Here is a 14,135-nt window from a genome sequence, read left to right as displayed (position 1 = left end):
CCCGCCGCCCGCTGGACCCCCTCACCCCGCCGGACCGCTGCCCCTCCCGCCGCCCTCCTCGCCGCCCCCCGATCGGCGGATCCGCGCAAATTGAGACGTTTGTTGCCACCCGGGACGCCAAGTTGTTCAGGTAGGATTGGTATTGACTTGAGGTGCATATGTCTGGCCGTGGGGGCGGCCGGGAGGGGAACGTGCGTATGAGACTGTTGTTGCGAACCATCAAACCGTATAAGGCCCTCGTTGTGGCGACGCTTGCGGCGTTGCTGCTGGATGTAGCGGGCACGCTGTATGTCCCCACTATGCTCGCCGGCATGATCAATCAGGGCGTGACCAGCGGGAACACAGATTTCATCATCGGTCAGGGTCTTAAGATGCTCGTTGCGTGCTGCTGCGCGAGCGGCGGTGCCCTGTTGGGCAATTACCTGTGCGCTCGCCTCGCCTCCTATGTGGGTCGCGATATCCGCAATGCCGTGTACGATGCCTCGCTCGCCTTCTCGGGCGGCGACTTCGAGGAGTTCGGCACCGGCTCCATGATCACCCGCACCTTAAACGATGTGAACGTCATCCAGCAGACGGTCATGCTCGCCACCCAGACCATGCTGCCGGTTCCCATCATCTGCGTCATGGGCACGGTGCTGTCCTTCCGCGTTGACGCGCAGATGGGCGCCATGATGCTCGCGGTGGTCTCCGTGGTCATGGTGTTCGCCGTGATCGCGGTGCGCCGCGCGGCCCCAATCTTCGAGAAGATGCAGGGCTTCATCGACCGCATGAACGTGGTCCTGCGCGAGAACATCATCGGCGTCCGCGTGATTCGCGCCTTTGGCAAAGAGCGCCACGAGGAGGGCCGCATGGGTCGTGTGTTCACCGATTACGCCGATGCGGCGATCAAGGTGAACTGGATCTTCGCGGGCGTGGACTGCTTCAGCTTTTGCCTTATGAACATCGCCGAGGTGCTGCTCATGTGGCTCGGAGGCAACCGCGTGGGCGCACATGCCATGGAGATCGGCAACATCTCCGCGGTGGTCGAGTATGCCATGCTCATCATGTTCTACATCATGATGGCGCAGTTCGTCGCGCTGATGGTGCCGCGCGCCATCGTGTGCCTGCAGCGCTGTGCCGAGGTGATCGAGAAGAAGCCGAGCATCGTCGACGGTACGGGCACTGCGCCTCTGGCGCCGGGGCCGAATGGTGAGTTCGCCGCGGCGGGCGAGGCTGCCGTGACGGGCGAGGACGGGGTCTTCAATGCTTTCCGGCCCGATACCGCCCCGGTTGCCACGTTCGACCATGTCTCCTTCCGCTTCCCCAATGCGGACGAGGACACCTTGCACGATATCGATTTTTCCTGCCGTCGCGGCCAGACCACCGCGATCATCGGCTCCACCGGTTCGGGCAAATCCACCATCGCCAAGATGCTGCTGCGCCTGCACGACGTCACGGACGGCTCGGTGCACTTTTCCGGCGCTGACGTGCGCTCCATGACCCAGCACGACCTGCGCGAGCGCATCGCCTATGTGCCGCAGAAGGCCTGGTTGTTCTCGGGCACCATCGCCAGCAACTTGCGCGATGGCCGTGCCGGCGCGACCGAGACAGAGATGCGCCACGCCCTCGACGTGGCCCAATCCGACTTTGTGTGGGGCCTGCCCGAGCGCTTGGACGCCCCGGTTTCCCAGGGCGGCACGAATTTCTCCGGCGGCCAGCGCCAGCGCCTGGCCATCGCCCGCGCCCTCATGAAGCACGCGGACCTCTATATCTTCGATGACAGCTTCTCCGCCCTCGACTTCAAGACCGACGCGGCTCTGCGTCGTGCCCTCAAGCCCGAGACGCGCAACGCCGCCGTGCTCATCATCGCCCAGCGCATCAACACCATCTTGCATGCCGACCAGATCGTCGTGCTCAAGGATGGTCGCATTGTGGGCAAGGGCACGCACGAGGAGCTCATGGAGGGCTGCGAGGTGTATCGCGAGATCGCGGAGAGTCAGATGAAGGGAGGCGAGTAGCATGGCATGGGATAAGAAGAAACGCGACGACGGTTCCGACGAGCTGTTCTCCGAGAACGCCCGCCTCGAGCGCGAGCGCAAGCAGGGCGCTATCGACGATGCGCAGGCAATGGCCGATGCCTCCGGCACCCCTGAGGAGGAGCTCGAGGTCCCCAAAGACACCTGGGGGACGGTGCGTCGTCTGTGGCATGCCGCGGCGGGCGAGCGCTGGCGTTTCGGCGTGGTGATCGCCGCCATCCTCGTGTACACGGGCTTCCATGTTGCCGCACCGGCGTACAGCGCGCGCGTGATCGACGTTCTATGGACCAATATCCAGGCCGCTTTTGCTGAGGGCCGCGCCTTCACGGTGGGTTGGGAGACCGGTGGTCGCGAGCTCGCTACCTATTTCGGCATTTGGACGGGCGCCTGCGCGCTGTACTCCGTGCAGTGCTTCGTCATGGCGGGCTTTGCCGAGAAGCTCAACCTTTCGCTGCGCCGGAGCATTGCCGAGAAGCTCAGCCGCCTGCCGCTGAAGTTCTACGACGGCCACAAGCCCGGTGAGGTGGTGAGCCGTGCCACGAACGACCTGGACAAGATGTCCGAGGTGCTGCAGACCGGTCTGCTCAAGCTCATGAGCGCGGTGGGCACGATCATCGGCGCGCTCTACATGATGCTGCGCTACAGCGTGCTGCTCACGGCGATCTTCTTGGTGTTCGCCTTTGTGTCGACCCTCATTACCAAGGGCGTGTCCAAGTGGACGCTCAAGCTCGCCGCCGAGCGCCAGCGTTATGTGGGCGAGCTCACCGCGACGGTGGAGGAGGCCTACTCGGGGCGCCTCATCATCAAGAGCTTCAACCGCGAGGGGTCGAGCTCGCAGAGGGTGCACGAGCTGTCTGACAAGCTCGCTCGTGCCAGCCGCCGCGCGGACTTTGCCACCAATGCCATCAGCCCGCTGATCCGTTTCATCATCCGCCTGGCCCAGGTGCTGATCGCCGTGGTGGCGGGCAGCATGCTCGTGGGCGGCCAGATCACTATCGGCGTGTTCCAGGCGTTCTTCCAGTACATCCACCAGGCATCCGAGCCGCTCACGCAGCTGTCCTTCACCATCAACACGCTGCAGAACGCGCTTGCCAGCGTCGAGCGCGTGTTCGACATTCTCGACGAAGAGGAGGTCGAGCCCGACCCGCTGCCCGAGGTCGCCGCGAGGCTTCCCGCCGCCGTGGAAGGGCGCGTGGACTTTAGCCGTGTGCGCTTTGGATACAATCCGGAAAAGCCGCTTATGCGCGATGTGACGTTCCATGTGAAACCCGGGCAGAAGGTCGCCATCGTGGGTGCCACCGGCGCCGGCAAGACCACGCTCATCAATCTGCTTATGCGTTTTTACGAAATCGGCGGGGGCTCGATCGAGCTCGACGGTGTGGACACCCATGCGATGGCTCGCCCGGACCTGCGCGCGAACTTTGGCATGGTGCTGCAGGATGCATGGCTGTTCGACGGGACGATCGCCGAGAACATCGCCTATGGCCGTCCCGATGCTACTCGCGAGGAGATCGTGCGTGCGGCCGAGATGGCGCATGTGGACCACTTCGTCCGCACGATGCCGCAGGGCTACGATACGCATATCGAAAACGATGCCGAGACCATCAGTCAGGGCCAGCGTCAGCTGCTCACCATCGCACGCGTGATTCTGTGTAACCCTGCGATCCTCATTTTGGATGAGGCGACGTCGAGTGTGGACACGCGTACGGAGCGCGACATCGTGCAAGCGATGGAGACGCTCATGCACGGGCGCACCAGCTTTGTGATCGCGCATCGCCTGAGCACCATCGTGGACGCCGATCTGATCTTGCACATGCGCGCCGGCACCATCATCGAGCAGGGCACCCATGAGGAGCTGCTCGTGGAGAACGGTCCCTACGCCGATCTCTACCGGAGCCAGTTCGCCTAGGCCGCCCTGCCCATGTCTCAATTGGGGACAGGAACAAATTGAGACATTCGGCGCGTCGCAGGTCGCGCGGACACGCTTATAGAGACGTCTCAATTTGTGCCTGTCCCCAATTGAGACGCGGCTAAGCGACAGGTGTCGTTCAAGGCCCCCGGGATGCCGTTCGCCGAGTGGTATCCCGGGGGTCTTTGTATGCGTTGCGTAATGAGACGGTTTGCGAATATATGCATGAGCATGGATATCTAGCTGCGGAAATAAGGATTCTGTTAACAACGAAAATAAATAAAAGACCCATCTAGCTGCGAATATGTACTATTCCCGCAGTTCGACGAAGGGTTGTTTAACGCAGGCGAACGGCATACCATTACCTATGTTGTGTTCAAAACGTGTAGCAACAAAGGAGGTTGTGTGATGGTAAGTATCGTTTTGGCAAGCCACGGTGACTTGGCAGAGGGTCTAAAGATGACCGGTTCGATGGTCTTCGGCGATCAGCCCAACGTCGCCACGGTTTCCCTCATGCCGAGCATGGGTCCGGACGACTTCCGCCAGAAGGTGGAAGAGGCGGTCGCTTCCTTCGACGATCCCGAGGACGTCTTGTTCCTTGTCGATCTGTGGGGCGGCACCCCCTTCAACCAGATCAGCGGTCTGTTCGACGCCCATCCCAGCTGGGCGATCCTGACTGGTGTGAACCTGCCGATGCTTGTCGAGGTGTACACCGCTCGCTTCGACGCATCCAAGACGGCCCACGATATCGCCAAGCACGTCATTTCCGAGGCCCGCGCCGGCGTTCGCGTCAAGCCCGAGTCTCTCGAGCCTGTGGAGGTCAAGCCCGCGGCAGCCGCGGCGCCGGCCGCCCATCAGGGCGCCATCCCCGAGGGCACGGTCCTCGGCGACGGCCACATCAAGTTCGTGCTCGCCCGTGTCGATACCCGTCTGCTCCACGGTCAGGTGGCAACCACGTGGACCAAGATGACCAATCCCGATCGCATCATCGTCGTGTCCGACGCCGTCTCTCACGATGACCTGCGCAAGTCCATGATCATGGAGGCCGCGCCTCCCGGAGTTAAGGCCCACGTCGTCCCGGTCCAGAAGATGATCGAGGTCGCCAAGGACCCGCGTTTCGGCGCCACCAAGGCCATGCTCCTGTTCGAGACCCCGCAGGACCTGCTCCGCGCGGTCGAGGGCGGCGTGGACATCAAGGAGGTCAACCTCGGCTCGATGGCCCACTCCGCGGGCAAGGTCGTCGTGACCAACGCCATCGCCATGGATAACGACGATGTCGAGACGCTCGAGAAGCTCGCCGCCCGCGGCATCACCTTCGATATCCGCAAGGTCCCGGCCGATTCCGCCGAGTCCTTCGACGCGATGATCAAGAAGGCCAAGTCCGAGCTGGCCGCCCAGTAAAGGAGGGAATATGTCAGCACTTTCGATCGTTTTGATCGCCATCATCGCGCTGCTGGCCGGTATGGAGGGTATTCTGGACGAGTTCCAGTTCCACCAGCCGCTCGTGGCCTGCACGCTCATCGGTCTCGTGTCCGGCCACCTGCAGGAGGGCGTCATGCTCGGCGGCTCCCTGCAGATGATCGCCCTCGGTTGGGCGAACGTCGGCGCCGCCGTCGCGCCCGATGCGGCCCTGGCCTCCGTTGCGTCCGCCATCATCATGGTGCTCGCGCTCGACGGTGGCACGGCCGACTCCCAGACCGCCATCACCACCTCCATCGCTCTCGCCGTGCCGCTGTCCGTGGCTGGCCTGTTCCTGACGATGATTTGCCGCACGCTCGCCATCCCCATAGTTCACGCTATGGATGCCGCCGCCGAGAAGGGCGACTTCAAGGGCATTGAGATGTGGCAGATCCTGGCTATCCTCATGCAGGGTGCCCGCATCGCTATCCCGGCTGTGGCCCTGTGCTTCGTCTCGCCCGAGATTGTGACTAACGCGCTCAACATGATGCCCGCATGGCTGTCCGGCGGCATGGCCGTCGGCGGTGGCATGGTCGCTGCCGTCGGTTACGCCATGGTCATCAACATGATGGCGACCAAGGAGGTCTGGCCGTTCTTCGCGCTCGGCTTCGTCTTCGCCGCTGTCCAGCAGCTCACGCTCATCGCCCTCGGCGTCATCGGCGTGTCCCTCGCCCTGCTGTACCTCGGCCTCAAGGACCTGGCCAAGAACAGCGGCGGCTCTGCCGGTACCGGCGATCCGCTCGGCGACATCCTGAACGATTACGAGTAAGGAAGGGAGGACGTACATCATGGCAGAGAACAAGGTTCAGCTTTCCAAGTCCGACCGCATGTCGGTGTGCATGCGTCATCAGTTCCTGCAGGGCTCGTGGAACTACGAGCGCATGCAGAACGGCGGCTGGTGCTTCGCTATGATCCCCGCGATCAAGAAGCTCTACTCCAACAAGGAGGACCAGATTGCGGCGCTCAAGCGTCACATGGAGTTCTATAACACGCATCCGTACGTGTCCGCTCCCGTCATCGGCGTCACCCTCGCTCTTGAGGAGGACCGCGCCAACGGCGCTCAGGTCGAGGACGCTGCGATCCAGGGCGTGAAGGTCGGTATGATGGGCCCGCTGGCCGGTGTCGGCGACCCCGTCTTCTGGTTCACCCTTCGCCCGATCCTCGGCGCGCTCGGCGCTTCCCTGGCCCTCGGTGGCTCCATCATGGGTCCGCTGCTGTTCTTCTTCGCGTGGAACATCATCCGCATCGCGTTCCTTTGGTACACCCAGGAGTTTGGCTACAAGGTTGGTACCTCCATCACCAAGGACCTCTCTGGCGGTCTTATGGGCAAGATCACCGAGGGTGCCTCGATTCTGGGCATGTTCATCATCGGCGCGCTCGTGCAGCGCTGGGTGAGCATCTCCTTCACCCCGGTCGTCTCCACGGTTCAGCAGTCCCCCGGCGCCTACATCGATTGGGCGAGCCTGCCCGCGGGTACTGAGGGCATCCATCAGGCTCTGAGCCAGTACGCGGCGCTCGGTCCCACCGGCCTCGAGGTCGCCAAGGTGACCACGCTCCAGGCCAATCTCGACCAGCTGATCCCCGGCCTTGCCGCCGTAGGCCTCACGCTCCTGTGCTGCAAGCTGCTCAAGAAGAAGGTCTCCCCGATCGTCATCATCATCGCCCTGTTCGCCGTGGGTATCGTTGCCCGCCTGCTCGGCATCATGTAAGACGCTTCGGTATCAAGCGCACTCAGGCGCTTGAGCCTCGAGCCGCGCCGCTGCCATGGTTCGCCATTCGCAGCGGCGCGGCTTTTCCGTACTTGCGGGCGTTCCCGCCGCAGTCGTATATTTCTTCAAGACCGCCTGGCGGGATTTCGACACACGTGCGTTTCCGGCTGAACATGTAGGGAAACGCTTGAGGAGGATGCAGGGATGGCGCAATCGCAGAACAGCTCGGTCTACTACACGGAGAAGGCCACGTCGTTTCATGGGATGTCGACCTATGGTTCGGTGATGCTCGGCAACAATGCCTTCGAGTTCTATAACGAGAGAAACCCCGAGGACTTCATCCAGATCCCCTGGTCCGAGATCGATCACGTGGCGGCGTCGGTGCTGTTCGGCGGCAAAAAGATCTCGCGCTTCGCGATCTTCGTGAAGGGGAGCGAAAGCGGGTTCTCGTTCTCCACGAGGGATAATAAAGCCACGTTGCGCGCTATGCGCGAGCATGTGCCCGAAGACAAACTTTTGCGCTCTCTGAGCTTCTTTGACGTGATCAAACGCGGCGTGCTGTCACTGTTCCGCAAAAACCGCTAGAATATCCCATACGCGCTTTCGGATGCGTCGATGGGCTTTTTCGTCGAGCATGTTCCGATCGCGCAACCATGGCAATGCCTCCGTAGCTCAGGGGATAGAGCACCGCTCTCCTAAAGCGGGTGTCGTACGTTCGAATCGTATCGGGGGCACCATTGCAACTAAAAAGGCCGCCACGTGATCGTTCGCGTGGCGGCCTTTTCTTGCGATCTACTAGTCCTCGGTGTTGGCGTCGGTTCGCGCCTGCGTGGTGAGGGTGATCGTGGTGCCCTTGTCCAGCGATCCGGAGGCGGACTGGCTCACGATGATGCCGTCTGCCGGGCCGTTCACCACGACCTTGAAGCCGAGCGACTCGAGCTGCGGCTTGGCGTGGGAGGCGGAGTCGTTCACAAAGTTAGGTGCGTTGACCTTGGCGACCGGCTCGGGACCCTGGGACAGCACGATCTTGATGGTGGTGCCGGGCTTGACGCTGCCACCGGGCTCGTAGCTGATCACGGAGCCGGCTGGAACGGTGGCGCTGTAATCGGAGCTGAAGGTGTAGCTGAGCTTATCGCCGAGCGCCTCGATGGCCTGCTCCTTGGTCTTGCCGGTGAGGTTGGGCACGTCAATGGTGTCGGGGCCGGTGGACACCCAGTACTCGATGACGGTGCCCTCCTCAACAACCTCGCCGGTGTTTTTGCCCTGCTTGAAGACGGTGCCGGCCTCGGCCTCGTTGGACTCCTCGTGCGCCTGGCCCTTGAGGTTGGCGGCGGTGAGCAGAGCCTCGGCCTCATCGGCGGTCTTGCCGGTGATGTTGGGGACCTCGGTCTCCTTGACGGGGACGGGGCCCTTGGAGAGCGTCAGCGTGACCGTGGAGCCCTCGGGCGCCTCCTTGTTGCCATCGGGCGTCTGGTCGACGACGCGGCCCTCTTCGACCTCATCGTCATTCACAGCCTTGCCGTACTCGACGTTGAAGCCGGCGTTCTCGAGCGCGTCCTCGGCCTCTTCCTGCGTGTAGTCGATGACGTTGGGAACGATGACCATCTCGCCGGAACCGCCGAACAGGTTGCTGGCAAAGAAGACAGCGGCGGCGATTACCACGATGGCGCCGATCACGATGGCGGCGATTTTGGCGCCGTTGCCCTTCTTGGGCTCCTCGTAGTCGTTCTGGCCGCGCGAGGATGCGGGCGCTGCGACGCGCGGACCGGCGGTGGTGGAGCCGGGACCGGCAGCGCCTGCGGGGCGCACCATGGCCTGGGTGGCGTCACTCATCACGCGGGTCTCGGCACCGCCGACGCCCATGGGCGCGGCAATCACGCGTGTGGGCTCTGCCACGTCGACCGCGCGACCGGTGGCATAGGCGTTGAGCACCTGGCGCAGCTCGTCGGCGGTCTGGAAGCGGTTGGCGGGGTCCTTCTCCATGCACTTGAGGATGATGCGCTCGAGTGCCGGGTCGACGCCGGGGTTCACCTGGCTCGGCGGGATGGGCAGTTCGTTGACCTGCTTGAGAGCCACGGAGATGGCATCGTCGCCATCGAAGGGCACGCGGCCGGTGGCGCACTCGTACATGACCACGCCGAGGGAGTAGATGTCGCTCGTGGCGCCCAGGTCCTGACCGCGGGTCTGCTCGGGGGAGACGTAGTGGGCGGTGCCCAGGACGTTGTTGTCCTGGGTGAGATGGCTGTTCTTGGCGCGCGCGATGCCGAAGTCCATCACCTTGATGTTGCCGTCGGGCAGCACCATGATGTTTTGCGGCTTGATGTCGCGGTGGATGATCTCGTGCTTGTGTGCAACGGAGAGGGCGCCGCAGATCTGAGAGCCGATCTGGGCGACCTTCTTGGGATCGAGGGCGCCATGGCTGCGCACGCCGCTCTTGAGGTCGGTGCCGCGCAGGTACTCCATGACGATGTAGTACGTGTCGCCGTCTTTGCCCCAGTCGTACACGCCCACGATGTAGGGGCTCTGCAGACCGGCTGCGGCCTGCGCCTCCTGCTTGAAGCGAGCGGCGAAGGTGGCGTCCCCGGCGTACTGGGGCAGCATGATCTTCACGGCAACGGTGCGGTCGAGCACCTGGTCCTGCGCGCGATACACGCTGGCCATGCCGCCGTTTCCGACCTTATCCTTGAGCAGGTACCTTCCTCCAAGTACACGCTGTCCGTCTGGCATGTCTTTAACTCCTCATCAATCTATCCGCCGTAGGCGGAAGTGTTACCTCGTACCGGTGAATTGCTACAGCCCCTGTGTCGCAAGCGCCGCGCGCAGGACCTGTCCGCCTACGGCCGCCGCGCTTTCCTCGCCCTTCGCGTTCTGCTCGATCACGACGGCGATTGCCACGGTGGGGGTGTCGTAGGGGGCAAATCCAACGAACGTGGAGTTCGCGTTGGCGTTGTTGGTCTCGGCCGTGCCGGTCTTACCGGCCACCTTCACGCCCGCGATCGCCGCGGCCGAGCCGGTGCCGTTTTGGACGACGTCGAGCATGGCCTGCTTGACCTGCTCGGCGGTGCCGCTGCCCACGGCCTGGCCGAGGGAGTGGCCGCGCGTGGTCTTGAGGACCGTGCCGTCGGGGGCGAGGATCTGCGAGACCACGTAGGGGTTCATGGCGATGCCGTTGTTGGCGATCGTGGCGGCCATGAGCGCGTTTTGCATCACGGTGGCCTGCGGGCCGGGCGTGTGGCCCTGGCCGACAGGCTGGCCGGCGCCCGCCCAGGCGAGCTCCCACTCGGTCATCTCCTCGGGATTGGGCATGACGGATGCGGCGGTGGTGAAGTCCAGGCCGAGCTGCTGTCCGTAGCCAAAGGCGCGCGCTGTGGCCACGAGCTTCTCGGCGCCCAGGCCGTCGGCCACCTGGCCAAAGACCGTGTTGGACGAGAGCGCGAAGGCCTTGGCGAGCGAAATCTTGCCGTGACCGCGCTCGCCGATGCTCACAACGTCCGCGCCGCCGATTTCCATGCGTCCCGGGCTGTCGTAGGTGGTGTCGAGCGTGGCCAGGCCATTCTCGAGCGCCGAGGCGAGCGTGAGCACCTTGAAGGTGGAGCCCGGCGTGTAGAGCGCGAGGGTTGCGCGGTCGTACATGGAGGTGTCCGCACCGCCGCTGGCGTTGGCGGCCTCGATCGCCGCCTGGATGTTCGTGTTGTCGAACGTGGGGGCGCTGGCCCAGGCGAGCACGGCGCCGCTGCGCGGGTCGAGGGCGACGATGGCGCCCACGCGGCCGGCGAGGGCCTGCTCGGCTGCACGCTGGATGCGCGAGTCGATGGTGAGCTGGACCGAGTTGCCCGGCTCGCTGATGCCGGCGAGCGAGTTGAGGGCGTTTTGCCAGCTCGAGTAATCCTTGGACCCCGTGAGCGTGTCGTTTTGCGTGTTCTCGATGCCCATGGTGCCGTATTGCTGGGAGTAGTAGCCCACCACGTGTGCGGCGAGGTTGCCGTTGGGGTAGGAGCGGGCGTAGGTGCCGTCGGCCTGCTGGATGGACTCGGCGAGTGTCAGGCCATCCGCGGTGATGATCGAGCCGCGCTTGATGAAGCGCGCCTTGTTGATGGTGTGGTTGTTGCTCGGCATGTCCTGATACTCGGACGCCTTGATCACCTGAATATAGGTGATGTTTCCGATGAGCACGGCGAACAGCGCGGTGAACAGGAACACGGTGCGAGTCAGGCGGTTGGCGAGCGCCACGCGGCCGAGCAGGCCGCTCTCGGGCGTGTCGAGGGCGGGGCGGCGCATGTGAGAGCCACGCACGGTGGTGCGGTAGCCGGCGGTGGCCAAGTCGGTGCTCGTGTTGGCGATTTCGGTCGAGCGGCCGGTTGCCTCGTCACCGGCGCGCAGCAGCAGGGCGACGATCACGAAGCTCGCGAGCAGGGAGGAGCCGCCCTGGCTCATGAAGGGCAGGGTCACGCCGGTGAGCGGGATGAGCTTGGTCACGCCGCCCACGATGGTGAAGGCCTGGAAGGAGATGGCCGCGGTGAGGCCGGCGGCGGAGAAGGCCGCCAGGTCGGACTTGGCACGCGCGGCGGTGGTGAGGCCGCGGACCGCGAACAGCATGAACAGCAGCAGCACGGCGGAGCCGCCGAGCAGGCCCATCTCCTCGCCGATCGCGGCGAAGATCATATCGGAGGCCACGACGGGGATGATGTCGGCCATGCCCTTGCCGATGCCGACGCCCGCGAGGCCGCCGTCTGCCAGGGAGAACAGCGACTGGACGATCTGGTAGCCGAGGTTCTGCGCGTCGGAGAACGGGTCGAGCCAGATGGCCACGCGGACCTGCACGTGGCTCATGATCTGGTACATGCCGAATGCACCGACGGCGAGCAGCGCAAGGCCGATGATCACGTAGGACACGCGGCCCGTGGCCACGTAGAGCATGATCAAGAAGATGGTGTAGAACAAAAGCGCGCTGCCCAGGTCGCGTTCGAACGCGACGACGAGCAGGCAGACGCCCCACACGATGAACAGCGGGTAGAGCAGGCGCAGGCGCGGGAACTTGATGCCGAGCACGGTGCGGTTGGAGATGGACAGCAGCTCGCGGTTCTCGGCCAGGTAGCCGGCGAGGAACAAGACGATGAGGACCTTGGCGAACTCACCGGGTTGGAACTGGAAGCCGCCGATCTTGATCCACAGCTTGGAGCCATAGATCTCGGTGCCGATGAACATGGGCAGCACGAGCAAGATGATGCCGGCGATGCCCAGGACGTATTTGTAGCGTTTGATGACCTCGAGGTTCTTCACCACGGCGAGCGTGCCTACCATGAGGGCCACGCCCAGGAACAGGAAAATCACCTGGCCCAGCGAGGCGTCGGGCTGCAGGCGCGTTACGAAGGTGATACCGATGCCCGAGAGCGTGAACACGACGGGCAGGATCGCCGGGTCGGCGCCGGGCGCGAAGATGCGCACGCCGATATGGGCCGCGGCGAATGCGGCGAACAGCCCCAGCGGGACGGCCAGCGTCTGGAAGGAGAGCGCGGCGCCCGTGGTGACCACGTACATGGCGTAGAGCAGCGTGACGGGGAACGCGGCGGCTATGAGTAGGAGCAGTTCGGTCGTGCGGCGACTCATTTACGCGGCACCTCCCTCGGTCGTGGTTGAAGGTGAAATGGCATCGGCGGGCGATTCGCTCGGGGACGTTCCGCCTGCCAGGGCGTCTGCGGGGCTTGTGCCCGGTGCCTCCGTGGACCCGGTGAGATCCTGTTGGATGGCGCGCGCGTCCTCGATGAGTTTGGTCTGCGTCTCGTCGATCTGCGCTCGGTAGTTCTCCACCGCGTCTTGCGCGTCCTTGAGGTTCTTCTGCGGGATACCCTCGCGGAGGCGGTTTTGGGTGTCCTCGGGGAGGTACTTGAGCTGGATGGAGGTCTCATCCTCGAGCCAGTTGAGCTTGAGTCCGAGGAGTGAGTCGGGAATGCCGGTGTAGATGGCGACCGCATCGTCCTTCACGCCCAGGTAGACGGACTTGCGGATGGAGATGAACGAGGCCACAGTGGCCACGATGAGCGCGATGAGCAGGCCAACGATGGCGAAGAACAGTGTGCGCTTGTGCTTGCGAGCGACCTCCCGAACGCGGCCGTCGTCGGTGATGTCGACCACCACGACGGTGACGTTGTCTCCGCCGCCTGCGGCGAGCGCGGCGTCGACCAGGTTGTCCGTGCAGATCTGCGCGGTGGAGCTCTGCTGGGCGATGCGCTCGATCTCGCCGTCCGGGACCATGCCCGACATGCCATCGGAGCACAGGATGAGGCGGTCGCCCTCCTCGACGTTCAAGGTGAAGTGGTCGGCGTACATCGCTGGATCGGAGCCCAGGGCTCGCGTGATGACGGATCGGTTGGGATGCGTGCGCGCCTCGTCGGCGGTGATCTCGCCGGCATCGACGAGCTCCTCGACGTAGGAGTGGTCGCGCGTGACACGGATGAGGGTACCCTCGTGTAGCAGGTAGGCGCGCGAGTCGCCCACGTGCGCGATGGCGAGGGTGGTGCCCTCGATGTAGGCGGCGGTGGCGGTGCAGCCCATGCCGGGTCTGCCCACGCCGTTCACGGCCGCCTCGATGATGGCCGCGTTGGCCGCCTCGATAGAGGCGGCGAGCTGTGCGGCATCGGCCGACTTGGGGCCGGTCTTGGCGATGGTCTCGACGGCGATCGCGCTGGCAACCTCACCGGCGGCGTGGCCGCCCATGCCGTCGCACACGCAGAACAGCGGCGAGGCGGCGAGATAGGAGTCCTCGTTGTGGCTGCGCACACAGCCCACGTCGGAGCGAGCACCCCACATGAGCATGGAGGACGTGCCGGCGTCGAAGGTGGCGTCGGTGTCGATCGGGTCGTCGGTGATGGGCTCGAAGTCCATGGTCGAGCCGGGATCGTTGAGCTTGGCCTCCACGGCTTGGAGGTCGATCTCGGCCGTGTCTTCAGGCGAGACGGGGGCGGTTGGATCGGGGATCGACTGGATGGGAATCTCGGGCTCGGGCTCGAAGGAGCCGGGGGCGGCATGCGCCGGAGCGGGCGCGGG

At 64.2% G+C, this 14,135-nt stretch carries 9 protein-coding genes and 1 tRNA gene; 7 read left to right on the top strand and 3 right to left on the bottom strand.

Annotation, left to right across the window (positions count from 1 at the left end):
- Positions 1-197 precede the first annotated feature (197 nt).
- From COLINT_RS05365 to COLINT_RS05335, 7 genes are all read left to right on the top strand, one after another.
- Positions 198-1,997, top strand: a complete 1,800-nt coding sequence (locus COLINT_RS05365; RefSeq protein ID WP_039910385.1) for an ABC transporter ATP-binding protein — start codon at positions 198-200, stop codon at positions 1,995-1,997.
- Position 1,998: 1 nt separating this feature from the next.
- Positions 1,999-3,924, top strand: coding sequence for an ABC transporter ATP-binding protein (locus COLINT_RS05360; protein WP_006723402.1), 1,926 nt, complete (start codon positions 1,999-2,001; stop codon positions 3,922-3,924).
- A gap of 408 nt (positions 3,925-4,332) precedes the next feature.
- A complete protein-coding gene (locus tag COLINT_RS05355; RefSeq protein ID WP_006723401.1) occupies positions 4,333-5,325 on the top strand; it encodes a PTS sugar transporter subunit IIB in 993 nt (330 codons plus the stop codon).
- A gap of 10 nt (positions 5,326-5,335) precedes the next feature.
- A complete protein-coding gene (locus tag COLINT_RS05350) occupies positions 5,336-6,151 on the top strand; it encodes a PTS mannose/fructose/sorbose transporter subunit IIC (RefSeq protein WP_006723400.1) in 816 nt (271 codons plus the stop codon).
- 19 nt (positions 6,152-6,170) lie between these two features.
- The gene (locus tag COLINT_RS05345; RefSeq protein ID WP_006723399.1) at positions 6,171-7,091 is read left to right on the top strand and encodes a PTS system mannose/fructose/sorbose family transporter subunit IID; all 921 of its coding nucleotides are present in this window, start codon (positions 6,171-6,173) and stop codon (positions 7,089-7,091) included.
- A gap of 204 nt (positions 7,092-7,295) precedes the next feature.
- Positions 7,296-7,676 carry a DUF956 family protein gene (locus COLINT_RS05340; protein WP_006723397.1) on the top strand — a complete coding sequence of 127 codons (381 nt, stop codon included), beginning with the start codon at positions 7,296-7,298 and terminating at the stop codon, positions 7,674-7,676.
- 76 nt (positions 7,677-7,752) lie between these two features.
- Positions 7,753-7,828 (top strand) — tRNA-Arg (locus tag COLINT_RS05335).
- A gap of 58 nt (positions 7,829-7,886) precedes the next feature.
- Here COLINT_RS05335 and pknB read toward each other — a convergent pair.
- From pknB to COLINT_RS05320, 3 genes are all read right to left on the bottom strand, one after another.
- The gene (gene pknB, locus COLINT_RS05330) at positions 7,887-9,818 is read right to left on the bottom strand and encodes a Stk1 family PASTA domain-containing Ser/Thr kinase (protein ID WP_006723396.1); all 1,932 of its coding nucleotides are present in this window, start codon (positions 9,816-9,818) and stop codon (positions 7,887-7,889) included.
- 63 nt (positions 9,819-9,881) lie between these two features.
- Positions 9,882-12,698: an FtsW/RodA/SpoVE family cell cycle protein gene (locus COLINT_RS05325; RefSeq protein ID WP_006723395.1), complete on the bottom strand. Its 2,817-nt coding sequence runs from the start codon at positions 12,696-12,698 to the stop codon at positions 9,882-9,884.
- Positions 12,699-14,135: Stp1/IreP family PP2C-type Ser/Thr phosphatase (locus tag COLINT_RS05320; RefSeq protein ID WP_006723394.1), on the bottom strand; the 1,437-nt coding region annotated here is incomplete at its 5' end.

Origin of the sequence: Collinsella intestinalis DSM 13280, assembly GCF_000156175.1 — a bacterium.
Taxonomy (GTDB): Bacteria; Actinomycetota; Coriobacteriia; order Coriobacteriales; family Coriobacteriaceae; genus Collinsella; species Collinsella intestinalis.
The sequence above is the reverse complement of the archived record's forward strand: the minus strand, read 5'-3'. Positions and strand labels throughout refer to the sequence as shown.